Here is a 22528-nt window from a genome sequence, read left to right as displayed (position 1 = left end):
TGGGCTGCGTGTCCGCCCAGTCCGTGTCCCGCACCCGCCGCAAGCGCCTGTGGCGTACGTTCGCGGCCTTCGCCGTCCTTCTCGGCGTGGCCGGCTATCTCCTGGTGCAGTACGTCACCAGTGGCCCCGGGGCGCCGCGCTGCACAGTGCGCGTCCAGGGTGGCGGCGATCCGTACGAACTGACCCCGGAGCAGGCCGCGAACGCCGCGACGATCTCCGCGGTGGCGTCCTCGCGGGGGCTCCCGGAGCGGGCGGTGACCATCGCGCTGGCCACCGCGATGCAGGAGTCGGGGCTGCGCAACATCAGTTTCGGCGACCGGGATTCGGTCGGTCTTTTCCAGCAGCGGCCGTCCCAGGACTGGGGCACCGTGAAACAGATCATGGACCCGGTCTATTCGGCCGGGGAGTTCTACCGGCATCTGGCGAAAGTGCCCGGATATTCCCGGCTGCCGCTGACCGTCGCCGCGCAGAAGGTGCAGCGCAGCGGCTATCCGCAGGCGTACGCCAAGCACGAGGCGAATGCCGCGCTGCTGACCGGCGCGCTGACCGGCCGCAACGGCGACGTGATGAGTTGCACGGCCAGCCAGCCGGTGGACAGCGCCGGGCCGGACGGTGCGGCGAAGGTGCGGGAGAAGCTGGTGCGGGAATTCGGCGCCGAGGTGCTGGCGCCGGCGGGCGGCGGCACGGGGCGCGACGCGGCCGGCGGGCGGGGGCTGACGGTGCCGGTGGAGCGGTACCAGTACGGCACGGGGACCGCGGACAACGCCCGGCAGCGCGGCTGGCAGTTGGCGACCTGGGCGCTGGCGCACTCGGCCGAGCTGCACATCGAACAGATCTCTTACGCGGACCGCACGTGGACGGCGGCCGATTCCGGGAAGGGCTGGCAGCACAAGGCGTCCGGCCCCGAAACGACTGCGGGCGACGTTCATATCATCACCGCGCAGTAGTTTACCGAGTCCCCCGGAAGGGGTGCCCGGGTCAATTTCCCTTTCCCGTCCGGGATTTCACCTGGTTGCCGCCGTATCCTCCGCCAATTCCCTTGCGTTTAAGGGGCTGTGACCTTTCCGCACGGCTTCGGGACGTACGCAAATCGCTCAGGCTTATCCAGGGCAGATGATGCGACGCGTTGCCAATTCTTTACCGGAGTTCACCGCAACCTGCGGGCACTTGACGCGGTAGTCAGTGCGTCCGCCCGGCGGACATGGCACATCTGTCAGAAGTACGAAGTCCTTCTCCGTAAAAGGAGCACCATGTCCCTCCCCGTTACGCGTCGGATCGCCCGAGCCGCCCTGCTGATCGCAGCGGGCGCCGCTCCCGTGGTCGCTGCGGCCGGTTCCGCGAGCGCCGTGAACCTGCCCCCCCAAGGCAACGAGATGGGCGGACTGAGCACGCTGGACTCCGCGAACACCGGTAAGGCCGTGGACAATTCGGCGCAGAAGGGCGTCGGGATGGTCAACTCGACCGGCACCGAGGCCGAGCGCACCCTCGCGCCGGCGCTGGTGCAGACCCTGACCCCGGTCGTCACGGGGACCACCCCGGTGGCCCAGGACGCCGCCCACAAGGCGGAGGGCGTGGCCCGTCCGATCGCGCAGAAGGGCGCCGCGGCCCAGGAGAGCGTGCCGCTGGAGGAGGCCGGGGGCGTGCTCGGCGCGACGGGCCAGCTGGCGCACGCCCTGGTCGGCCTCGGCGGGATGCCGGCCCAGGCCAACGCCAACGAGTGACCTGCCGGCGCCGACCGGCGCGCGGGGGCCCGGGGAGAAGGTTCTCCCCGGGCCCCCGCGCGCTGTGCGGCTCGGTCCGCGGTCAGTCCGCGAGGCGGCGTACCGCGGCCTCCACCCGTTCGTCGGTGGCGGTGAACGCGATCCGTACGAACCGCTCCCCGGCCGCCCCGTAGAACTCGCCGGGGGCGACCAGGATGCCGCGCTTGGCGAGGTCGCCGACGGTGTCCCAGCACGGTTCGTCGCGGGTGGCCCAGAGGTAGAGCGACGCCTCGCTGTGCTCGATGCGGAAGCCCGCGGCCTCGAAGGCGGTGCGCAGCGCGGTCCGGCGGCGGGCGTACCGCGCGCGCTGCTCGGCGACATGGGCGGTGTCGCCGAGCGCGGCGACGGTGGCGGCCTGGACCGGCGCGGCGACCATCATTCCGCCGTGCTTGCGGATCCGGAGGAGTTCGCCGAGGACCGCCGCGTCGCCCACCAGGAACGCGGAGCGGTAGCCGGCGAGGTTGGAGCGCTTGGACAGGGAGTGCACGGCGACGATGCCGTCGTAGGAGCCGCCGCAGACGTCCGGGTGCAGGACGGAGACCGGGTCGGCGTCCCAGCCCAGTTCGACGTAGCACTCGTCGCTGAAGACCAGTACGCCGTGCTCACGGGCCCAGGCCACCGTGCGGCGCAGTTCGTCGGCGGTCAGCACCCGGCCGGTGGGGTTGGACGGCGAGTTGAGCCAGAGCAGCTTGAGGCCGGCAGGGTCGAGGTCCGTGCCCGCGGCGCCGGCCGCGAACGTCTCAGCGTCGTAGACGACCGGCTCGGCGCCGGCCAGGCGGGCGCCGACCTCGTACGTGGGGTAGGCCAGCCGCGGGTAGGCCACCTTGTCGCCGGCGCCCAGGCCCAGCTGGGTCGGCAGCCAGGCGACCAGTTCCTTGGAGCCGACCACCGGCAGCACGTTGGTGTGCGCCAGGCCGCGGGCGCCGAGGCGGTCGGCGGCCCAGCCGGTGAGCGCGTCGCGGAGCGCGGCCGTCCCCCACACCGTCGGATAGCCGGGGCTGTCGGCCGCGTCGGTCAGCGCCTGCAGGACCACGGCGGGCACCGGGTCGACCGGGGTGCCGACGGACAGGTCCACGATGCCGTCGGCGTGCGCGGCGGCGGTGGCCTTGTAGGGCTCCAGGCGGTCCCAGGGGAAGACCGGAAGACGGTCGCTGAGCGGTTCCCCTGACGGATGGCGGGATGAGACTGCGCCCACGGTGCTCTCTTTCTCGTACGGGGTGACGCGGCGGACGTCGGCGCACGAAAACGCCTCGGTCCCGTACGGCGGGCAGGCCGTACGGGACCGCGCGGCGCCGTGCGACCTTCCCGGCCGGCGCTGGGGACACCCCCAGCGGCCTCGGAGGCCGGAGGGAGCGGGCGGGCGCTCCCCTCGGCCCCGGGGTGTTACTGGTTCTGCGGCGGCAGCGCAGCGATGAAGGGGTGGTCGCGCTCGATCAGGCCGAGCTTGCTGGCGCCACCGGGCGAACCGAGCTCGTCGAAGAACTCGACGTTCGCCTTGTAGTAGTCCTTCCACTCTTCCGGAGTGTCGTCCTCGTAGAAGATCGCCTCCACCGGGCAGACCGGCTCACACGCACCACAGTCGACACATTCGTCCGGGTGGATGTACAGAGACCGGGAGCCCTCGTAGATGCAGTCGACGGGGCACTCCTCGATGCATGCCTTGTCCTTGACGTCGACACAAGGCTGCGCGATGACGTAGGTCACGCTGTCGTTCCTCCTCGGTAGGGCCGGCGGACCGGATTGGCAGGACCGCCGTTGGGCGCGCGGGAGCGCGGCGTCGTCGATGCCCGCCACCTAGTATCGCCGTTCCCGGGCATGAGACGAACAAGAGGGGCGGTTGGAGAGCGATGGAATTCCTCGCCGGTGGTCGCGCGGAAGTCCGGATCACCCGGGCTGATGTGGGAAAGAGGGTATCCGTGCGGCGCCTGACCGGGGCCCGCGCGGGGGAGCCGGCATTCACGGACGCGGTCGGCGTTCTCACATCCTGGGACGAAGGTGTGCTGAGCATCACACGGCGCGACGGCGAATGCGTACGGATCGAGGAGTCCTCGCTGGTAGCGGCCAAGGTCGTGCCCGCAGCGCCGGCCCGTAGGAAGGTCCCGGCGGCGGGCGTGCGGGAGCTCCAGGAGGTCGCCGCCCGCGGCTGGCCGGCCATCGAGACGGAACCTCTCGGTGAGTGGACGCTGCGGGCCAGCGAAGGATTCACCCGCCGGGCCAACTCCGTACTGGCGCTCGGCGGCCCCGGCATCCCCCTGGACGAGGCGCTGGCGCGGACCGTCCGCTGGTACGGGGACCGCGGGCTGCCTCCGGTCGTCGCCGTCGCCACCGGCCGGGCCGACGCCGACGACCGCCTGGCCGCGGAGCTGGCCGCGCGCGGCTGGCGGGACGAGGCGCACACCTCGGTACGGATCTCGGCGCTGGCACCGCTCGCGGACACCGACGCCGACACCTCGCGGGTGGTGCTTTCCCGGGAGCCGGACGCCGGGTGGCTCGGGCTGTACAACCGGACCGGGGAGCCCTCGGCGGCGGCGCTGCGGGTGCTCACCGGCGGGCCGTCGGTGTGGTTCGCGAGCGTGCCGGCCGCGGACGGCGGCCCGGCGGCGATCGGGCGGCTGGTGGTCGACGGTCGCTGGGCGGGCTTCGCGGCCGTGGAGGTGGCGCCCGCGCAGCGGCGCCGGGGGCTGGCCACACTGGTGATGGCGGCGCTTGCCGAACGCGCCCTCCAGGAGGGTGCGTCGGCGGCGTACCTCCAGGTCGAGGCGGACAACGCGGACGCCCTCGCGCTGTACGACGGGCTCGGGTTCACCGAGCACCACCGCTACCACTACCGGCGCGGCCCGGCGGCCGACGCCGGCTGAGGAGGTGTCCGTCCCGTATGGGTGAGCAAGCGGAGCGGGGCCGGGAGCCGGAGCCCGGACGGGAGGCGGCGCGCGAGGAGCGGCGGCGGCAGTTCGCGGCGGCGGCGCGCGAGGAGCGGCCCGACCTCGCGCTGCTGTGCCTGCTGATCGCCGCCGAGGCCGATCCGGCCCTGGACCAGGCGGGCATCGACGCCGCGCAGATCGAACTGGACCGGCTGGCCGGACTGCTCCCCTACCAGCCGGCCGGCGGCCCGGGCGCCTGGGCCCGCAACCTCGCCGAACTGCTCGGCACCCGGCTCGGCTTCGGCGGCTCGGCCGGCGACTACCGGCGGCTGGAGTCGTCGCTGCTCCACGAGGTGCTGCGGCGGCGCCGGGGGCTGCCGATCCTGCTGTCCGTGGTGTGGACGGAGGTCGCACGGCGGGCCGGGGCGCCGGTGTACGGGGTGGCGCTGCCCGGCCACTTCGTCGTCGGCTTCGGCGACCCGGGCGGCCGGCACGTCCTCGCCGACCCGTTCGAGGGCGGGCGGCTGCTCACCGACCAGGACGCCGCCATGATCGTCGCGGGGGCGACCGGCGAGGCGCTGGCGCCGGGGATGCTCACCCCCGCCGGCCCGCTGGAGATCGTCCAGCGCATCCTCAACAACATCCGGGCCTGGGCCCAGGCGCGGCCGGAGCACAGCGCGGTCCATCTGTGGGCGCTCGAACTGTCCCTGCTGCTGCCCGCCCATCCGGCGCGGCTGCGCCATGAGCGCACCCAACTCCTCGTCCAGCGGGGCGAGTTCCTGGCCGGTGCGGCCGAGCTGGAGGAGTACGCGCGGGTGGTGGAGCCGGGGCGGCCGGCCGCCGCGACGGCGCTGCGGCGGGAGGCGGCGGCGGCCCGGGCCCGGCTCAACTGAGGGGCGTGGACGCCCTACGGCCACGGGCCGGGCGGTCGGGCCGCCGCGGGCCGGGACACCGCCTGCCGCGCCTACGCGGAGGTCCGGCGGACGACCAGCACCGTCGCGTCGTCCTTCAGCTCGCCGCCGGTGAACTCCTCCAGGTCCGTGCGGAGCGTACGGGCCAGATCGGCGGGCGCCAGGTGGGTCCACCGGGCGAGGCGGTCGGCCAGCGGGTAGAAGTCGCCGCCGGCGCCGCGGGCCTCGGTGACGCCGTCCGTGCACAGCACCGCCCAGTCGCCGGGCTCCGGGTGGACGCGCACGCTCCGCCGGGGTTCGCGGCTGAGCGTGCCCAGGCCCAGCGGCAGCCCGCCCTCGCCGTCGTAGCGTTCGTAGACCCGGCCGCCGCGCACCAGGTAGTACGGGATGTGGCCGCACGACAGCACCCGGGCCCGGTCCGTGCCGCGGACCTCCACCAGCAGGGCGGTGGCGAAGCGCTCGTCGGTGCCCTCCTCGGCGGAGCGGGCGTTGTAGCGGGTCAGCGCCTGCTCCATGCGGCCGGCGACCCCCTCCAGCGACTCCTGGTGCTGCGCCGCCTCGCGGAACGACGCCAGCACCTCCAGGCCCGCGCCGATCGCCGGCATGCCCTTGCCCTGGACGTCGCCGATCATCAGCCGCAGCCCGTGCGGGGTGTCGATGGCCTCGTAGATGTCGCCGCCGACCCGGGCGCCCTCCTGGGCGGAGACGTAGAAGCCGTACGCCTCCACGGGGCCGGCGCGCAGCGGCAGCTCGCGCAGCATCGCCCGCTGCACGGTGTCGGCGACGAGGCTGGTGCGGGCGTGCAGCGCCTCGCGCTCCAGGCGGGTACGGCACAGCACCAGGGAGAAGACGCCCACCAGGAACGCCCCGAAGACGCCGACGATCCGGCTGGCCGGGGCCCAGTCCGGCACCGTCAGCAGATCGACGCAGGTCAGGCAGACGACGTAGACGACCGCCACCAGCAGCGTCCGGTGGTACGAGCAGCGCAGTGCGGCGACCAGCGGGGCGATCCCCATGAAGGCCGAGAGGTGCAGCTCCGGGCCGGTCGTCGCGTCCACCGTCGCGACGACGAGGATGGCGAGGATCAGCAGCACCGGAGCGAGCAGGCCGTCCTCCGGCGGGCGGTGGGCAGGCATAACACTTCAAGCCTGCGGGACGTCCCGCGACCGCGCACAGGGGCGAAGGTCCGGCGCGCGGCACGGCCGAAGGTCCTGGGAGAGGGTAGCGGGCGGGCGGGTCAGGGCCGGTCCGACGGGCCGGGGCTCAGAGCCAGCCCTTGTCGCGGGCGGTGCGGACCGCCTCGGCGCGGTTGCGGGCACCGGTCTTCTGGATGGCGAGGGAGAGGTAGTTGCGGACGGTGCCCTGGGACAGGTGCAGCGCCGCGGCGATCTCGGCGTTGGTGGCGCCGCCGGCCGCAGCCTGGAGCACCTCGCGCTCGCGCTCGGTCAGCGGGCTGGCGCCGTCGGCGAGCGCCGCGGCGGCCAGTGCGGGGTCGATGACCCGCTCACCGGCCAGCACCCGGCGCACCGCGTCCGCGAGCCGGGCCGCCGGGGCGTCCTTGACCAGGAACGCCTGGGCGCCGGCCTCCATCGCCCGGCGCAGATAGCCGGGGCGTCCGAAGGTGGTGAGGATGACGACCTTCACCCCGGGCAGCTCGTCGCGCAGCGCGGCCGCGGCGTCCAGTCCGCTCATGCCCGGCATCTCGATGTCCAGCAGCGCGACATCGACCTCGTGCGCCCGCGCCGCCGCGAGCACGTCGTCCCCGCGCGCGGCCTGCGCCACGACCTCCAGGTCGTCCTCCAGCGAGAGCAGCGCCGCCAGCGCCTCGCGGACCATCGACTGGTCCTCCGCCAGCAGCAGTCTGATCATGCGGGCCAGCTTAGGGCCTGTCCGGCCCTGACCCACCGGCCAGGCCCCGAAGCCTGTGTGCGGGCCCGGAGGCCGCCCGTTACGTAGCGGCCCCCGGCCGGGGCCGGGGGCCGCTACGCCGGGCCGGGCGCCGGCTCCGGTGAGGCGTCCGGCATCGGTACGGCGGCGCCGGGTGCGGTGGCCGGGGTGCTCACGGGGACGTACGCGCGCAGGGCGAAGCCGTGGCCGCGGGGGGCCGGGCCGGTTTCCAGACGGCCGTCGGTCAGGGCGAGGCGCTCGCGGAGTCCGGTGAGTCCGTTGCCGTCGTGCCGGCCGCGCGACGGGCCGCCGCCGTCGTCGATGACGGCCAGGCAGAGGTAGTGGCGGTCGTCGGACTCCCATTCCTCGGTGAGCAGCATCTCGCAGCGGCGGGCGCCGCTGTGCCGGACCACGTTGGTGGTGGCCTCGCGCAGCGCCCAGGCCAGCGCGCCTTCCGTATCGGCGGTCAGCGCCGGGTGCTCGCCCTCCAGGCCGGGGGCGACGGTGAGGTCGACGCCGGCGGTACGCAGCGCGGAGCGGGCACCGGCCAGTTCGACGGCCAGGCGGGGGCGGCGGTAGCCGGTGACCGCCTCGCGGACGTCGACCAGCGCCTGGCGGCCGACCCGCTCGATGTCGGCGACCTGCTTCGCGGCGTCCTCGGGGCTGCCGGGCAGCATCCGCCCGGCCAGTTCGCTCTTGAGGGTGATCAGGGAGAGGGAGTGCCCCAGGAGGTCGTGCAGATCGCGGGCCAGTCGCAGCCGCTCGTCGTTGGCGGCGAGCCGGGCGACCTCCTCCCTGGCGGCGCGCAGTTCCTGCGTCGTACGGATCAGGTACTGCACGCCGACCATCATGAAACCGCTGCCCAGGGCGGGCAGGGCGTAGGCGAAGACGTAGTAGTCGCGGATCTCCGGATAGCGCGCGCCGACGGCGAGCAGCACCGCGGTGATCAGCGGGATGGCCCAGCGGGACTGCTGCGCGGGCAGGACGACGGCGGAGCCGACGCTGACGAAGATGAACAGCACCAGCCACTCGAAGCCGAGGGTCCAGGTGAGGGCGACGGACAGCGCCAGCATCAGGGCCAGCACGCCGTACCTCTGGAGGCGGGTGGTCCTCCGCCACATGTGGCGGAGGACCAGGGAGAAGTAGGCGAGGACGAAGAGCGCCAGGCCGCCCGCTCCCCACAGGCGCGCGGCGGTGGAGGTCCCGGGGTGGAACAGCGAGCCGGCGGGCCCCGCGAGGTAGAACAGCCAGAGGCCGATCCACATCGTCTTGGTCACCGCCTGGCGGCGGTTGCGCGGCGGCTGGCCGATCATCACCGGGTTCCGGTCGTCGGACGCGCTCTTCGTCTCCACCGGTCTCATGCCTTCCGGGTGTCCTTGCGATACAGCCAGGCCGCGCCCCCCGCGAAGAGGACGAGGTAACCGAGCAGGATGGCCATGTCCTTGGCGTGCGGGGCGCTGCCGCCCTCGACGGCGGTGCCGAGCGCCGCGTACGCGTGCGTCGGGAGCCACTCGGCGATGTTCTGCACCCACTGCGGGAGGATCGTCAGCGGCATCCACAGGCCGCCGAGGAACGCCAGCGCGAAGAAGCACAGCATCGAGATCGGGCGGACCGCGTCGCCGGTCGCCAGGTAGCCGATGGCCACGCCCAGGGCGGCGAAGACGAAGCTGCCGAGCCAGGTGCCGGCGGCGATGGCGAGCCACTGCCAGGCTTCGAGGCGGACGCCCTTGACGGACGCGGCGACGATCATGACCAGCAGGATCGAGGGCAGGCTGACGGTGGCGGCGGCGCCTATCTTGGCGGCGACATAGCCCCGGCCGGGCAGCGCGGTCAGCCGCAGCTGGCGCACCCAGCCCTGCTCGCGCTCCTTGGCGATGCGCTCGCTGTTGCCCAGCAGGACGGCGGTCATGGCACCGAATGCTGCCATGGAGACCATGTAGTACAGGCCCATGTCGAGCTTCATCCCGGGGATCGGCTTGCGGTCCGCGCCGCCCGCGATGATCAGGTACAGCGCCGGCGGATAGATCACCGAGAAGAACATGAACTTCTTGTTCCGCAGCGCGCGGACGATCTCCAGCTTGATCAGGGTGGTCATCGGGCCGCCTCCTCGGCGGTGGCGGGGGTCGCGTCGGACGCCGTGGTGATGGCGATGAAGGCCTGCTCCAGGCCGAGGCCGGAAACTTCGAGGTTGCGCGGGTAGAGGCCGAGGCCGTAAAGCGCGTGCACGGTCGCGTCGGCGTCCTGGGACTGGATGCGCACCGTGCGCCCGGAACCCGCGGCGGAGCCGCTGTTGGACACGGTCAGGGCGGTGAGGAACGGCAGCGCCTCCAGCGCGCCGCGGTCGACCGGCCCGTCCAGGTCGAAGGTGACCCGGCGGGCGCCGGCCCGGGCCTTGATCTCGGCGGAGGTGCCGTCGGCCAGCACCCGGCCGCGGTGCAGCACGATGACCCGGTCGGCGATCTCGTCGGCCTCTTCGAGGTAGTGCGTGGCGAAGAGGACCGTACGGCCCTCCTGGGCCTGCCGGCGCATGGCGCCCCAGAAGGTCTGGCGGGCCGAGACGTCCATCCCGGTCGTCGGCTCGTCCAGCACGATCAGGTCGTTGGCGCCGGCGGTGGCGAGGGCGAACCGCACCCGCTGTTCCTGGCCGCCGGAGAGTTTGCCGACCATCCGGTCGGCGATCTCCGTGATGCCGGCGGTGGCCAGGATCCGGTCCAGCGGATAGCCGCGCGGGTGCAGGTCGCGGGCGAGCCCGACCAGCTCCCTGACCTTGACGCCCTCCATCAGGCCGCCGCTCTGGAGCATGGCGCCGACCTTGCCCTGCTCTATGGCGCGCTGCGGGGTGGTGCCGAAGAGGCTCACCGTCCCGGTGTCGGCGGAGCGCAGGCCGAGGAGCAGGTCCAGGGTGGAGGACTTGCCGGCGCCGTTGGGCCCGAGGAGGGCGACGGTCTCGCCGGGGTGCAGCTCCAGGTGCAGATCGGCCACCGCGCGCACCGCGCCATAGCTCTTGCTGACCCCCTGGAAGCAGACCACCGGTGTCCGTGCCTCGCGCCGCTCGGCGCGGGCCGCGGTCGTAGTTGTCGTCTTCATGCGCTCAAGCTTCGCGGATCCGCCGGCCGCCCGGCAGTGTCGGCTGTACGCAGAGCGGCATGACGGATGTCATGGGGGAGGCCCTCTAGGGGGATCCCTGAGGACTCGCCCGCGGGCGCCGGTGACCTGCGGCTTCGTTCCGTACCGAGGGCGGGCGACGGCGGCCGGCGGTGCGCCGGCCGGCGTGCGTCACGGCCGCCGGGTGATGCCCGTCACGGCGTCAGGAGCCGTTCGTCGCGATGTTCTGCACCCGCTCGGCCGGGGTCTTGCCGACCAGCGCCTTGCCCACCGCGCTCGCCACCTCCTCGACGCTGACCGGGTGCTTGGTGCCGTCGCCCTTGGTCACCATGACTCCGTCGAAGGTGGTGCCGTAGAGCTCCTTGAGGGCCGGGCGGTCGTAGTACGGCACCAGCCGGCCGTTGACGATCTTGAAGGAGAGGAACTTCGGGATGGACTTCTGCGGGCTGAAGGAGACCGCGTGCCCGTCCGCCCGGACCGTGACCAGTCCGGACATCGCCGGCTCGGCGAACTGCTTCATCGCCTCGTCCACCGCGGCCTTGCCGACCTTGGGCTGCTGGGTGCTCGCGGCGAGCACCACGGGGGTGTCGGTGCCGGTCGTGGCCCGGTCGAGATAGGCATTGGCGATCTTGTCCTGGGAGGCCGCGACGTCGATCGCCTTGTAGGGCGAGCCGTAGTGCGGGACCGCCTTGCCGTTCTCGAACGTGATCCCGCCGTCCTTGGCGGCGTCCGCGGCCCCCGCCACGTTCGCCAGCGCGACCTGGAGCTTCTCCTTGTCGGTGATCATCGCCGGCTGGGCGGTGCGCTTGACGCCGAAGAGCGAACCGATCACCGAGACCGGGTTGTAGTCGCGGCCCGCGGCGTTGCGGACCGTCGCCTGGAGGTCGATGTCCAGGCCCGCCGTCGAGGGCAGCAGGGTCTCCGGCTTGCCGTCGACGGTGAGCTTGAGCGGCGCGGTCCGGCGGTCCTTGAGTCCCGACCCCAGCCGCTTGACGGCGTCTTCCTTGCTGGTGCCGCCGATGTCGATGCCGAGCGCGGTGGTGTTGTTGGGCACGTCGGCGTGGTCCAGCAGCAGACCGGCACCGTAGGCGACGGCGGCCAGGCCGACGACGCCGGCGCCCGCCAGCACCAGCTTGCTGCGGCCCTTCTTGGAGTTGATCGGCTCAGGGATCTTGGGCCGCGGCTTCGCGGGGGCACTCTCGTCCGCGCCGGCCGCCGCGCCCGCCGGGAACGCCGAGGGCGACTTCTGGCCCTCCGCGCCGGGCACCTTCGGGATGCCGCTGACCAGGGTGTCGCCGGACACCCGGCCGCCGGGTCCGCCGGCCGGCGGACCGTCCTTGGGGCCCTGGCCCTTCGGGCCACCGGGCGCCGCACCGCCGGGCCGGCCGCCCGCCACGCCGCCGGAGACGCCGAGGCCGCTGCCGGGTCCGGTGAGCGGAGCCGGGGGCTGCGGGGTCAGCTCGGCGGTGTCGTCGGTCAGGTGGGCGGCGGCGCTCTTGCCGGCACTGGGGTCGCTGAAGCCGGGCGGGAGGTTGAGCGCCGAGTCGCCGCGCGCGGGGCCGGTCGTCGGGCCGCTGGGGGCGGCGGGACCGGCCGGCGGGGCGTCGAACGGGTTGCGGTCGCGCGCGGACTTCGCCGGGGTGTCGAACGGCGAGCCGCCGTCGAAGGGGGAGGACCCGCCGCGCGGCCCGCCGTCGAACGGGGAGCCGCCGCCCAGCGGATCGCTGCCGAGGGGATCGCTGCCCAGCGGATCGCTGCCGAGGGGATCGCTGCCCAGCGGGTCGCTGCCGAGAGGATCGCTCCGCAGCGGGTCGCCGCCCAGGGGATCGCTGCCGAGAGGATCTCTACGGAGCGGGTCGCCGCCCAGCGGGTCGGCCTCGTACGACGGGCCACCGTGCTCCCGGGCGCCGTCGAACGGCGTGCCGCCGCCGCGCGAGGCGGACGGCGCGTCCGAGAAGTACGGGAGATCCGGCCGCTGCCCCGGCTTCGCACCGGATGCCCCGCGCGCACCGGACGCGCCCCCCGGGGCCGCCGGGCTCTCCGGTACCGGCAGTGCGGCGTGCGTACCGGTGGTCGCCGCCTGCCCGCCGGCCCCGCCCTGCGGCTTGCGCGGCGCGAACCAGTCGCTGGTCTTGTCCGCGGGAGCGCCGCCGGGAGCCCTGTCCGCCGCGTCCGGACGCGGGGTGTTCGCCGTACGCTCGGCGTTCCGCTCGCCGCCGAAGGCCGGGCGCGAGCCGCCCGGGGGCCCGGACGGGCCGGCGGAACCGCCGGATGCGGCCGATGCGTTCATGCCGGACTCCTCACCGACGGGCTTGCGCACGACGACCGGCGGGATGGGGCGGGACCCCGGAATATTGATCTTGATCCGCGTCGTCAGCGTGGTCTCGGTCTTGGGCTCCTCCGGCTGGGCCGCGGCACCGGGCGCCAGCGCCTCGCCGGCTTCTCCCCTGGGCGAGCCGTACGGCGGTGTCCCCGAGGGGTACGCGGCTCCGCCACGACCCTGAGGGCCGGAGGACGAACTGTCAGATTCACGACTCAAAGCAGGTTCTCCCGGTTGGCTCCGCCGCTCGTCAGAGATGATCCCCGGCCTCGGACCGGAGGGTGCCCCCAGGGCGTCGCGGCGGCGCGCACCACCATACTGTCCGCCGCCGGCCGGCACCCGAGGTGCGCGGTAACACTGCCGCGCCGGGCGACGCCCCCGTTCCGGGGCCGGTCACCCGCAACCCCGCGGCATCCGTCCTGGTATGGACCGCGTCATCCGCCAACTCGGCCCCGCGGTGCGGTCATCACGCGCATCTGGGCACCGGTGGCGCAGATCACAGCGATCACGATGCCGCCCAACAGGAAGATGTACGAACCGAGCCCGGGGCCGAAGAGGAAGTCACCCTCCGGGCGGGTATCGCTGAGCAGCAGGAACACCGTCACCAGCCAGGCGGCGCCGGGCACCAGCACACCGGCCGTGGTCCCGGTCGCCCGCGCGCCCCCGTGGAAGAGGCCACCGAGACCGGCCAGCGCCAGCGCCAACCCGCCCGGGAACCAGGCCGCTTGAAGAAGCGTTCCGGCGAGCGCCAGCAGCACGCCGGTGACGAGCAGGAGTACGTATATGCCCACCCTGCCGGGCGTCAGCGGGGCGACCGGCGCGGCACCGGCAGGCGGCGCCCCCGGCGCTCCGGGCCGGGTCCCGGCCGCACCGCCGGCCGCCCGGGACCGCTGCCCCTTGGGCGCACCCGCGCTCCCGTTGCCGACAGCCGCCCGGGTATCGCCCCCCTTGGGGCCGCCGTTGGCGCCACTTTTACCGTTGGCCTTGCCGCCGGCACCGTTGCCCTTGCCGCCGGCACCGCCCTTACCCGCGGATCCGCCGCCCTTGGACGTACTCATTCCGCCTCCTCAATCCGGGCACTAGCCTCCATACCCGCCAAACCGTCCAATTCCTCCACCCCCGCGAAGAGATCGTCCTCGCGTTCCCCGTCCACCGCGCCGGACACCCCGCGCACCAGGCGGTAGTACTCGGTGCCGAACAGCGGCTGGCCCAGGTCGTTGGAGAGCGCGAAGAACGGCCCGTCGACCGCGATCTGGGTGCGGTGCGCGCGCATGGCCTCGGACTTCGCGTTCGCCTGGCCGACCGAGCCCGCGATCGCCGCCGTGACCTCGGCGTCCGGCACCACTCCGGGCACGTCGTCCACCGCGGCGACCCCGGGGAAGCCGTGGCCGGCCGCGCGCAGCCGCGCGAAGCCCGCCTCGACCACCGAGCGGGGGTTGCAGTTCCAGTAAATCTTCCCGATCGCGTACGCGCTGCCGAGGTCCGGCCGGAAGTCCGCCCGCGCGGCCAGCTCGGCGCCGCGCATCGCCACGCGGTGGGCCTGGATGTGATCGGGGTGCCCGTATCCGCCATTCGGGTCATAGGTGACCAGCACCTGGGGGCGGATCTCGCGGATGACGGCGACCAGGTGGGCGGCGGCCTCGTCCACGGGCGCCCGCCAGAAGGCGCCCGGCCGGTCGTTCTGGGGCGCGCCCATCATCCCGGAGTCGCGGTAGCGGCCCGCGCCGCCGAGGAAGCGGTGGTCGGCGACCCCGAGCACGGCCATCGCGTCGGCCAGCTCGCCGACGCGGTGGGGCCCCAGGGTGTCGTCACGGTCCGGCGCGAGATGGGCGAGCTCGGACGGGATGACCTCGCCCTCTTCCCCGCGGGTGCAGGTCACCAGCGTGACCTGGGCGCCCTCGGCCGCGTACCTGGCCATGGTCACGCCGTTGTTGATCGACTCGTCGTCCGGGTGCGCGTGCACCAGCAGGAGGCGGCGGGCGGGGGCGGCGGGCGGCTGTGGGTACCCCCCGGCGGTGGCCGGGGACGGCTGGGCGGTCATGCGGACAGCCTACGAGCCGGCCGGACCGCCGGCCGCAGGTGATCCCGGTGGCCGCCGCGCCCCGCAGGGCAACGGGGGCGGGGCGGCCGTCCCCGGCCGGGGACGGGTCAGAACTTGATGCCCCCCAGCATCCCCGCGACATTGGTCGTCAAGGTCTTGATCGTCGGGGCGACGGACGAGCTGGCCAGATAGAAGCCGAGCAGCATGCAGACGAGAGCATGCACGGCCTTCAGCCCGGACTTCCTGATCAGCAAGAAGACGATGATCGCCAGCAGCACCACCGCCGAAATCGAGAGTGCCACGGCGGTTCACCTCCAAGTACACACGGTCCGGACAGAGTTGATGGTGCGTGAACCGAACGGGCCGGTCCCACGCACCGGGTATGCCAAGGGCTCTTTACCCCGTACCCACTACGCGCAAGGGATCATAACTTTCCGTCCGCGGGCATAAGTCGGTGCACCGGAGCACAGCGGGGGCGCACGCCATCTTTGCAAGCCCGGCCACAGTGAGCCGGTTCCCCCGTAGGCTCGGCCGTATGACCGGACAGCTGCCCTTCCCCCGGCACTACGCGCGCACCCAGCGCTTCACCCTGGGCGCGCCCCGCGACTTCGCCATCGCCCCCGACGGCACACGCGTCACTTTCCTCCGCTCCCGTACCGGTACCGACCGCAGCCAGCAGCTCTGGGTCCTCGATCTGGCGGACGGACGGGAGTTCACCGCCGCCGACCCGCACGCGATACTGGCCGGCGCGGACGAGCAGCTCCCGGCGCAGGAGCGGGCGCGGCGCGAGCGCAGCCGCGAGGGGTCGGCGGGCATCGTCGGCTATGCGGTGGACGGCGCCGTGGAGTTGGCCGCGTTCGCGCTCTCGGGGCGACTGTTCGTCTCGGAGCTGCGCGCCGGCACCACCCGTGAACTCCCGGCGGCGGGGCCGGTGGTGGATCCCCGGCCGGCGCCGGACGGCCGCCATGTCGCCTATGTCGCGAACGGTGCGCTGCGGGTGGTCGCGGCGGACGGCGCAGGGGACGGCGTCGCCGGTGCGGACCGGGCGCTGGCGGAGCCGGACGGGCCCGATGTCACCTGGGGGCTCGCCGAGTTCATCGCGGCCGAGGAGATGGACCGCCACCGGGGCTTCTGGTGGTCCCCGGAGAGCGACCGGATCCTGGCCGCGCGGGTCGACGAGGCGCCGGTGACCCGCTGGTGGATCTCCGACCCCGCGCACCCCGACCGGAAGCCGGCGCAGGTCGCGTATCCGGTGGCCGGCAGCCGCAACGCCCACGTCACGCTGACCCTGTTCGGGCTGGACGGGACGCGGACGGAGGTCGGCTGGGACACCGGGCGCTATCCGTATCTGGCGCGCGTCCACTGGTCGGCGGCCGGGCCGCCGCTGCTGCTCGTCCAGGCCCGGGACCAGCGCGACCAGCGCTATCTGACCGTGGACACCCGGACCGGTGCGACCACCACGGTGCACGAGGACGAGGACGAGACGTGGGTCGAGCCGTTCCCCGGGGCGCCGGCCTGGACGCCGGACGGGCGGCTGGTGCGGATCGCCGACGAGGGCGGGGTACGCAAGCTGTTCGTCGGCGACCGGCCGCTGACCGGGGCGCCGCTGCACGTCCGGGCGGTGCTGGACATCGGCGCGGACGACGTCCTGTTCTCCGCCAGCGGGCCGGACGTGCACGACATCGGCGTCTACCGCGCGTGGTTCCGCGGCAGCGGGGACCAGGGCGGCTGGGAGCGGGTCGGCGAGCGGCCGTATCCGACGGTGTCCTCGGCGGTGCGCGGCGGCGCGGTGACCGTGCTGTCCCAGGCGTCGCTGGAGCGGCCGGGGGCGCAGGTGGAGGTGGTGCGGCTGGATCCGGACGGCGGCGAGAAGGTGCTGGCCGCCATCGGGTCGTACGCCGAGCGGCCGGGGCTGACCGCCCGCCCGCGGCTGGTGCTCGCCGGGGAGCGGGAGATCCCGTGTGCGGTGCTGCTGCCGGAGGGGTACACAGAGGGCGACGGTCCGCTGCCGGTGCTGCTCGACCCGTACGGCGGTCCGCACGGCCAGCGGGTGGTCGCGGCGCACAACGCCCATCTGACCTCCCAGTGGTTCGCCGACCAGGGGTTCGCGGTGATCGTCGCGGACGGCCGGGGCACCCCGGGCCGCTCCCCCGCGTGGGAGAAGGCGGTGTCCCGGCGGATCGGGGAGATCGCGCTGGACGACCAGGTGCACGCACTGCACGCGCTGGCCGGATCCTTTCCGCTCGATCTGGACCGGGTGGCGATCCGCGGCTGGTCGTTCGGCGGCTACCTCGCGGGGCTCGCCGCGCTGCGCCGGCCCGATGTCTTCCACGCCGCCGTGGTGGGGGCGCCGGTGACCGATCTGCGGCTGTACGACACGCATTACCAGGAGCGGTACCTCGGCCACCCCGACGAGGAGCCGGCGGTCTACGCCGCCAACTCGCTGATCACGGACGAGGGGCTGTCCGGGGCGGTGGAGCCGCACCGCCCGATGCTGATCGTGCACGGCCTGGCGGACGACAACGTCGTGGTGGCGCACTCGCTGCGACTGTCCTCGGCGCTGCTCGCGGCGGGCCGCCCGCACGAGGTGCTGCCGCTGTCGGGGGTGACCCACATGGCTTCCCAGGAGCAGGTGGCCGAAAACCTGCTGCTGCTCCAAGTGGACTTCCTCAAGCGGGCGTTGGGGATGGTCTGAGCGGCGCCGCGCGATCACCGGCCCGGCGGGCGCGTCGAGGGCGGCGACGGGGTGTGCCGGGGCACACCGCGGCGTCACGGTCGTACGCGGCCGGGTCGGGTCGGTCCCGGTCGGGTCGGTCCCGGTCGGGTCGGGTCGGTCCGCGGCGGCGTCCGGTACGCCGGGCCGCCGGTCGGCCGCACGCACGGCGAACTGCACGGCGAACAGCGCGGCGAACTGTACACCGGACAATGCCAGTTGGGCGATCACACACCCCCGCCACAGCACCGCGGGGCCCCGGGCGAGGGCGACGGTGGCGCCCCACGCGATCCAGACCGCGCCGAGCAGCGCGAGCAACCGAGCAGCGCGAGCGCAGGCAGACCAGGCCACCGGCGCCGCGCGCACCGCGGGTGCGACGGCGCTCCCGCACCGTGGACACGGCCCGCACCCCCGTCCACGTCGATGCCCCGCTCCGCCCACGGTGCCCCCGCATACGTGAAGGCGCTACCGCGGGCCTTGCCCGGGCGCGGCGAACGGACAACAGACACGGAGGAAGCGGTACCCGAAAGACACCCAAAACGACGGCCGGCCGGAGGCGCGATCGACGCCTTCGGCCGGCCTACGGCACCCGCACGGCCGTACGTTGCCCAGCATGACGCGTCCGTATATCGGTGTTGCGACAGCCAAGTTGCCACCACGTTAAGTGGTGTTGGGTGATTTGCCCTTATATGCCGCGCATGACAGTCGCATGTCAAGCACGCATTGGCGTCAATCTGCGCAATCTTCGCTCAAGAAGCGGACGACCGGTGCAGAAGCACACCGCATGCCCTTGACTCCGCCATAAATCACTTGCGAAAGTCGCGCTCATCCAGCGGTGCAATCGGTGCCGCTTCACGTTCCAAGAGAACTCGGCGCGGGGGCACTTCGCGATGACTAGTCCATCCCAGACCTCGGCGGCCACGTCCGACACCCCGGAACTGGCACCCAAGGGTCTGAAGAAGGAAAAGAAGGGCAAGGGCGGTGAGTTGGTCGGCCGTTCCCCCGGCCAGCTCATGTGGGCGCGCTTCAAGCGCGACCGCTCGGGCGTGATCTGCGGAATCATCGTGCTGGCCTTCTTCGTCGTCGCGGCGCTGGCTCCGGTGATCGCGTCGCTGTACGGGAAGAGTCCGTACACGCTGTACGGCAGCGATAATCCCGATCTTCTCGACGAGTTCAGTTATCCGGCGGGTCCCAACGGCGGGATGTCCGGCGATTTCTGGTTCGGAATCGAGCCGCGCCTGGGCCGCGATCTCTTCACGCAGCTGCTCTACGGCATGCGGACCTCGCTCGGCATCTCGCTGGCGGTCACCGTCCTGGTGGTCCTCACCGGCACCCTCGTCGGTATCGCCGCGGGCTATCTGGGCGGCAAGACCGACTACTGGGTCGGCCGGGTCATCGACTTCCTGCTCGCCTTCCCGGCCCAGCTGACCTTCGTGGCGTTCATGCCCGTGGTGGTCGAGCTCTTCGTGCCGCCGGGCGACCAAACCCCCACCTATATCAGGGTGATCGCGCTGATCGTCGTGCAGTGGGCGCTGGGCTGGATGGCTCTGGCCCGTCTGCTGCGCGGCCAGGTGATGTCGCTACGGGAGCGGGATTTCGTCGAGGCCGCGAAGATCACCGGTGCCTCCCCCTGGCGGATCATCACCAAGGAGCTGCTCCCCAACGTGGTGACCCCGATCCTCGTGCAAACCACCTACATGCTCCCGCTGTTCGTGACGGCGGAGGCCGGCCTGTCCTTCCTGGGCGTCGGCATCATGGAGCCGACCCCCGACTGGGGACGGCTCTTCCACACGGCCGGTCAGGTTTACGAGAACGACCCGACCTTCCTCCTCTTCCCCGGCGCCGCGATGGTGATCTTCGTTCTCTGCTTCAACCTGCTCGGTGACTCGGTCCGAGACGCATTCGACCCCAAGTCCGGGCGCTGATCGTCCATTTGAGGGGGGCCTGCTGTCACCCCCACCGCGCCGGGTTCGCACCGGATGCGTCAGACAGCACATCTGGACAACGACTGACAGGTAGGTGCTTGGATCCTCATGAACACCCTCTCCACGCGTAGAACCGGCGCGGTGATCTCCGCCCTGGCGGCCGGTTCGCTCGCGCTCACCGGTTGCAGCGGCGGCGGCAAGGCGGGCAAGGACAAGTCGCAGACGGACAAGGACGCGGCGGCCCAGTCGAAGGTGGTCCCGCTCGGCACCGCCGCCCAGTCCAAGGGCCCCGCCGCCCCGGTGTCCGGTGCGCAGAACGGCGGCACCATCACCGTCTACCAGCGGGACAGCTTCAACCACCTGGACCCGGCCCAGCAGTATGTCAGCGACATGGGCGACCTGGCCAAACTGGTCTCCCGCGGTCTGACCACCTACACCCAGGACGACAAGGGCAAGAAGACGCTCGTCGGCGACCTCGCCACCGACGCGGGCCAGATGTCCGACGGTGGCAAGACCTGGAAGTACACGCTCAAGGACGGCATCAAGTTCGAGGACGGCAAGCCGATCACCTCGAAGGACATCCGGCACTCCATAGAGCGCATGTACGCCCCGTTCATCACCGAGGGCCCGACCTACGTCCAGCAGTGGCTGTCGGGCGAGGGAACGACTTACCGCAAGGCGCTGCCGGACGGCCCGTACAAGGGCGACCACCTGCCCAAGAACGTCCTGGACACCCCGGACGACAAGACCGTCGTCTTCCACTTCAAGTCCCCGCAGACGCAGCTGCCCTACGCGCTGGCGATGGCGGGCTACAGCGCCGTCCCGGACAGCGCGAAGGACACCCAGGACAAGTACGACGTCGCGCCGGTCTGCTCCGGTCCGTACAAGATCGCGGACTTCAAGGCCGGCAAGTCCATGCAGCTGGTGCGGAACACCAACTGGGACCCCAAGACCGACCCGGCGCGCCACCAGTACGTCGACGGCTACAACATCTCCTTCAACCACCAGTTCTCCGACTCCACCAAGCGGCTGATGGCCGACCAGGGCGAGGACAAGACCGCCATCAGCTTCACCAACTCCGTGGAGCCGACGCTGACCAGGCAGGTGCTGAGCAACCCCAGCGCCAGCAAGCGCCTGGTGCAGGGCTACCAGCCGTATGTCTGGCAGCTGAACATGAACATGGACCGCATCAAGGACAAGAGGATCCGCGATGCGATCACCTACGCCATGCCGAGCCAGCAGGTCGTCCGGGTCGAGGGCGGCAGCTACGGCGGTGAGATCGCCGGCGGTCTGCTCTCCCCGACCGTCGCCGGCTACGAGAAGGGCTACGACCCCTACGGCAAGCTGAAGAAGCCCGGCGGCGACCCGGAGAAGGCCAAGCAGCTCCTCAAGGAAGCCGGCAAGGTGGGCATGAAGCTCGTCTACGCCTTCGCCAACACCGAGATCCGGCAGAACGAGGCCGTCGCCATCGCCGATGGGCTGACCAAGGCCGGGTTCAACGTGCAGAAGAAGGAGGTCGACTCGTCCTCCTGGTACCAGCAGATGGGCAAGGTCGACAACGGCTTCGACGTCTACCTGACCGGCTGGGGCCAGGACTGGCCGGACGCCTCCACGGTGATCCCGCCGTCCTACGACGGCCGCACCATCCAGGACGGCTCGTCCAACTACTCGCACGTCCGCGACAAGCACATCAGCGACGAGATCGACCGGATCGAGCAGATCCCGGACATTCAGAAGCAGACCGCGGAGTGGCAGAAGCTCCACCACTACATCGTGGAGAAGGTCAACCCGGCCGTCCCGGTGTTCTACACCAAGGTGCTCCAGCTGTACGGCTCGAAGATCGGCGGCGCCCGCTACAACACGGACACCAACTACCTTGACGTGAACACCCTGTTCGTCAAGAAGTAGCAGTAGCAAGCGACGGTCGAAGGCACTCCGGAGCGCGCGCACGGCGGGGCGCGCGCCTCCGGGGCCTTCCCACACCACCCCTCACCCCACTGCAGCCGCCGTCCTGAGAGCAGCGAACTGTCATGCTTCCCTTTCTCCTTCGCCGGACGATCGGCGCGGTCGTCATCCTCGTCCTGCTGAGTGCCTTCACCTTCTTCGTCTTCTTCTCCGTGGGCGATCCGGCGTTGATGGCCTGCGGAAAGAACTGCACTGCCGACAACGTCGCCCTGATCCACAAGAACCTGGGCCTCGACCAGCCCGTACCGGTGCAGTACTGGCACTTCCTGGTCGGCATCTTCGCGGGCCGTGACTTCACCCTCGGCCACTGCAGCGCCCCCTGCTTCGGCTACTCCTTCGCCACCAAGCAGGACATCTGGTCGACCATGATGGACCGGCTGCCCCTCACGGTGTCGCTGGCCATCGGCGCCACGGTGGTCTTCCTGCTGATCGGCCTGGGCGCCGGCCTGCTCGCCGCCTGGAAGCGCGGCTCGGTGCTGGACAAGACGGTCACCGGCATCTCGATGGTCCTCAGCTCTGTGCAGATCTACATCCTCGGCCCGATCGTGCTGGGCATCCTCGTCTACAGCGGCATCATGGAGGCGCCCCAGTACGTGAACTTCACCAGCGATCCGGTCGGCTGGTTCATGGGTCTGCTGATCCCCTGGCTGGTGCTGTCGACGATCTACACCGCGCAGTACACCCGTATGGCGCGCTCGACGATGGTCGAGCAGCTCCAGGAGGAGCACGTGCGCACCGCCAAGGCGAAGGGCATGCCAGGGCGCTACGTCTTCCTGCGGTACGCCTGGCGCGGCTCCCTGATCCCGATCGTCACCATCCTCGGTGTGGACCTGGGTTCGCTGTTGGGTGGCGCGATGATCACCGAGTTCACCTTCCAACTGGCGGGGCTGGGCCGGCTGGCAGTCGACTCCGTCACCACCCTCGACCTGCCCATGGTGATGGGCGTGATGCTGTTCAGCGCGGCCATGATCCTCATCTTCAACATCATCGTGGATGCGACGTACGCGTTCATCGACCCGCGCGTGCGCCTGTCCTAGGAG

At 72.2% G+C, this 22528-nt stretch carries 19 protein-coding genes; 8 read left to right on the top strand and 11 right to left on the bottom strand.

Going from position 1 to position 22528, the window contains the following annotated elements; all coding sequences use genetic code 11:
• Positions 1–8: 8 nt before the first annotated feature.
• Positions 9–947 carry a VldE C-terminal domain-containing protein gene (locus RZ84_RS23680; RefSeq protein WP_198540040.1) on the top strand — a complete coding sequence of 313 codons (939 nt, stop codon included), beginning with the start codon at positions 9–11 and terminating at the stop codon, positions 945–947.
• A gap of 303 nt (positions 948–1250) precedes the next feature.
• The gene (locus RZ84_RS23675; RefSeq protein ID WP_043265969.1) at positions 1251–1721 is read left to right on the top strand and encodes a hypothetical protein; all 471 of its coding nucleotides are present in this window, start codon (positions 1251–1253) and stop codon (positions 1719–1721) included.
• An 82-nt stretch (positions 1722–1803) separates the two neighbouring features.
• Here RZ84_RS23675 and dapC read toward each other — a convergent pair whose 3' ends face one another.
• Entirely contained in the window at positions 1804–2955 is a 1152-nt protein-coding gene (dapC, locus tag RZ84_RS23670; protein WP_043265968.1) for a succinyldiaminopimelate transaminase, read from the bottom strand.
• A 188-nt stretch (positions 2956–3143) separates the two neighbouring features.
• The gene (gene fdxA, locus RZ84_RS23665; RefSeq protein ID WP_018089397.1) at positions 3144–3464 is read right to left on the bottom strand and encodes a ferredoxin; all 321 of its coding nucleotides are present in this window, start codon (positions 3462–3464) and stop codon (positions 3144–3146) included.
• Between the two features lie 143 nt (positions 3465–3607).
• Here fdxA and RZ84_RS23660 point away from each other — a divergent pair, with 143 nt between their 5' ends.
• Entirely contained in the window at positions 3608–4618 is a 1011-nt protein-coding gene (locus tag RZ84_RS23660; RefSeq protein ID WP_043265967.1) for a GNAT family N-acetyltransferase, read from the top strand.
• 17 nt (positions 4619–4635) lie between these two features.
• A complete protein-coding gene (locus tag RZ84_RS23655) occupies positions 4636–5514 on the top strand; it encodes a transglutaminase-like domain-containing protein (RefSeq protein ID WP_043265966.1) in 879 nt (292 codons plus the stop codon).
• A 71-nt stretch (positions 5515–5585) separates the two neighbouring features.
• Here the strand turns inward: RZ84_RS23655 and RZ84_RS23650 are convergent, their stop codons facing one another.
• The 9 genes from RZ84_RS23650 to RZ84_RS23610 form a co-directional block, all read right to left on the bottom strand.
• Positions 5586–6668 carry a PP2C family protein-serine/threonine phosphatase gene (locus RZ84_RS23650; protein ID WP_043265965.1) on the bottom strand — a complete coding sequence of 361 codons (1083 nt, stop codon included), beginning with the start codon at positions 6666–6668 and terminating at the stop codon, positions 5586–5588.
• Between the two features lie 127 nt (positions 6669–6795).
• The gene (locus tag RZ84_RS23645; protein WP_043265964.1) at positions 6796–7401 is read right to left on the bottom strand and encodes a response regulator transcription factor; all 606 of its coding nucleotides are present in this window, start codon (positions 7399–7401) and stop codon (positions 6796–6798) included.
• Positions 7402–7514: 113 nt separating this feature from the next.
• Complete coding sequence (locus RZ84_RS23640) at positions 7515–8780, bottom strand: sensor histidine kinase (RefSeq protein ID WP_043265963.1); 1266 nt, start codon at positions 8778–8780, stop codon at positions 7515–7517.
• Entirely contained in the window at positions 8777–9514 is a 738-nt protein-coding gene (locus RZ84_RS23635; protein ID WP_043265962.1) for an ABC transporter permease, read from the bottom strand. Before RZ84_RS23635 ends, RZ84_RS23640 begins: the two co-directional genes overlap by 4 nt.
• Positions 9511–10506, bottom strand: coding sequence for an ABC transporter ATP-binding protein (locus RZ84_RS23630; protein WP_241777833.1), 996 nt, complete (start codon positions 10504–10506; stop codon positions 9511–9513). The genes RZ84_RS23635 and RZ84_RS23630 overlap by 4 nt, the downstream gene beginning before the upstream one ends.
• A 220-nt stretch (positions 10507–10726) precedes the next feature.
• Positions 10727–13063, bottom strand: coding sequence for a hypothetical protein (locus tag RZ84_RS23625; RefSeq protein ID WP_043265960.1), 2337 nt, complete (start codon positions 13061–13063; stop codon positions 10727–10729).
• 215 nt (positions 13064–13278) lie between these two features.
• Positions 13279–13902 carry a DUF6113 family protein gene (locus tag RZ84_RS23620; RefSeq protein ID WP_052230130.1) on the bottom strand — a complete coding sequence of 208 codons (624 nt, stop codon included), beginning with the start codon at positions 13900–13902 and terminating at the stop codon, positions 13279–13281.
• The gene (gene mshB, locus RZ84_RS23615) at positions 13899–14885 is read right to left on the bottom strand and encodes an N-acetyl-1-D-myo-inositol-2-amino-2-deoxy-alpha-D-glucopyranoside deacetylase (protein WP_052230129.1); all 987 of its coding nucleotides are present in this window, start codon (positions 14883–14885) and stop codon (positions 13899–13901) included. Before mshB ends, RZ84_RS23620 begins: the two co-directional genes overlap by 4 nt.
• Before the next feature lie 107 nt (positions 14886–14992).
• Entirely contained in the window at positions 14993–15187 is a 195-nt protein-coding gene (locus RZ84_RS23610; protein ID WP_043265959.1) for a hypothetical protein, read from the bottom strand.
• 233 nt (positions 15188–15420) lie between these two features.
• Between RZ84_RS23610 and RZ84_RS23605 the strand changes: the two genes are divergently transcribed.
• The 4 genes from RZ84_RS23605 to RZ84_RS23590 all read left to right on the top strand — a co-directional run bounded on the left by RZ84_RS23605 (position 15421) and on the right by RZ84_RS23590 (position 22525).
• Complete coding sequence (locus RZ84_RS23605; RefSeq protein WP_043265958.1) at positions 15421–17580, top strand: prolyl oligopeptidase family serine peptidase; 2160 nt, start codon at positions 15421–15423, stop codon at positions 17578–17580.
• 908 nt (positions 17581–18488) lie between these two features.
• Complete coding sequence (locus RZ84_RS23600) at positions 18489–19523, top strand: ABC transporter permease (protein ID WP_043265957.1); 1035 nt, start codon at positions 18489–18491, stop codon at positions 19521–19523.
• A 108-nt stretch (positions 19524–19631) separates the two neighbouring features.
• Complete coding sequence (locus RZ84_RS23595; protein ID WP_043265956.1) at positions 19632–21431, top strand: ABC transporter substrate-binding protein; 1800 nt, start codon at positions 19632–19634, stop codon at positions 21429–21431.
• Between the two features lie 122 nt (positions 21432–21553).
• On the top strand, positions 21554–22525 hold the full coding sequence (locus RZ84_RS23590) for an ABC transporter permease (protein WP_043265955.1): 972 nt from the start codon (positions 21554–21556) through the stop codon (positions 22523–22525).
• The last annotated feature ends 3 nt before the right edge of the window (positions 22526–22528 follow it).

It is taken from the genome of Streptomyces sp. CT34, from assembly GCF_000805335.1.
GTDB lineage: Bacteria > Actinomycetota > Actinomycetes > Streptomycetales > Streptomycetaceae > Streptomyces.
This window is presented reverse-complemented; position numbering and strand designations above follow the sequence as displayed.

What these genes read in the sequence shown, in the direction of transcription:
- RZ84_RS23620 (WP_052230130.1), bottom strand. Translation starts at nt 13,902, where the DNA reads ATGAGTACGTCCAAGGGCGGCGGATCCGCGGGTAAGGGCGGTGCCGGC.
- RZ84_RS23635 (WP_043265962.1), bottom strand. Translation starts at nt 9,514, where the DNA reads ATGACCACCCTGATCAAGCTGGAGATCGTCCGCGCGCTGCGGAACAAG.
- mshB (WP_052230129.1), bottom strand. Translation starts at nt 14,885, where the DNA reads ATGACCGCCCAGCCGTCCCCGGCCACCGCCGGGGGGTACCCACAGCCG.
- RZ84_RS23590 (WP_043265955.1), top strand. Translation starts at nt 21,554, where the DNA reads ATGCTTCCCTTTCTCCTTCGCCGGACGATCGGCGCGGTCGTCATCCTC.
- RZ84_RS23595 (WP_043265956.1), top strand. Translation starts at nt 19,632, where the DNA reads ATGAACACCCTCTCCACGCGTAGAACCGGCGCGGTGATCTCCGCCCTG.
- RZ84_RS23600 (WP_043265957.1), top strand. Translation starts at nt 18,489, where the DNA reads ATGACTAGTCCATCCCAGACCTCGGCGGCCACGTCCGACACCCCGGAA.
- RZ84_RS23630 (WP_241777833.1), bottom strand. Translation starts at nt 10,506, where the DNA reads ATGAAGACGACAACTACGACCGCGGCCCGCGCCGAGCGGCGCGAGGCA.
- RZ84_RS23675 (WP_043265969.1), top strand. Translation starts at nt 1,251, where the DNA reads ATGTCCCTCCCCGTTACGCGTCGGATCGCCCGAGCCGCCCTGCTGATC.
- RZ84_RS23660 (WP_043265967.1), top strand. Translation starts at nt 3,608, where the DNA reads ATGGAATTCCTCGCCGGTGGTCGCGCGGAAGTCCGGATCACCCGGGCT.
- RZ84_RS23650 (WP_043265965.1), bottom strand. Translation starts at nt 6,668, where the DNA reads ATGCCTGCCCACCGCCCGCCGGAGGACGGCCTGCTCGCTCCGGTGCTG.
- RZ84_RS23655 (WP_043265966.1), top strand. Translation starts at nt 4,636, where the DNA reads ATGGGTGAGCAAGCGGAGCGGGGCCGGGAGCCGGAGCCCGGACGGGAG.
- RZ84_RS23605 (WP_043265958.1), top strand. Translation starts at nt 15,421, where the DNA reads ATGACCGGACAGCTGCCCTTCCCCCGGCACTACGCGCGCACCCAGCGC.
- RZ84_RS23645 (WP_043265964.1), bottom strand. Translation starts at nt 7,401, where the DNA reads ATGATCAGACTGCTGCTGGCGGAGGACCAGTCGATGGTCCGCGAGGCG.
- RZ84_RS23640 (WP_043265963.1), bottom strand. Translation starts at nt 8,780, where the DNA reads ATGAGACCGGTGGAGACGAAGAGCGCGTCCGACGACCGGAACCCGGTG.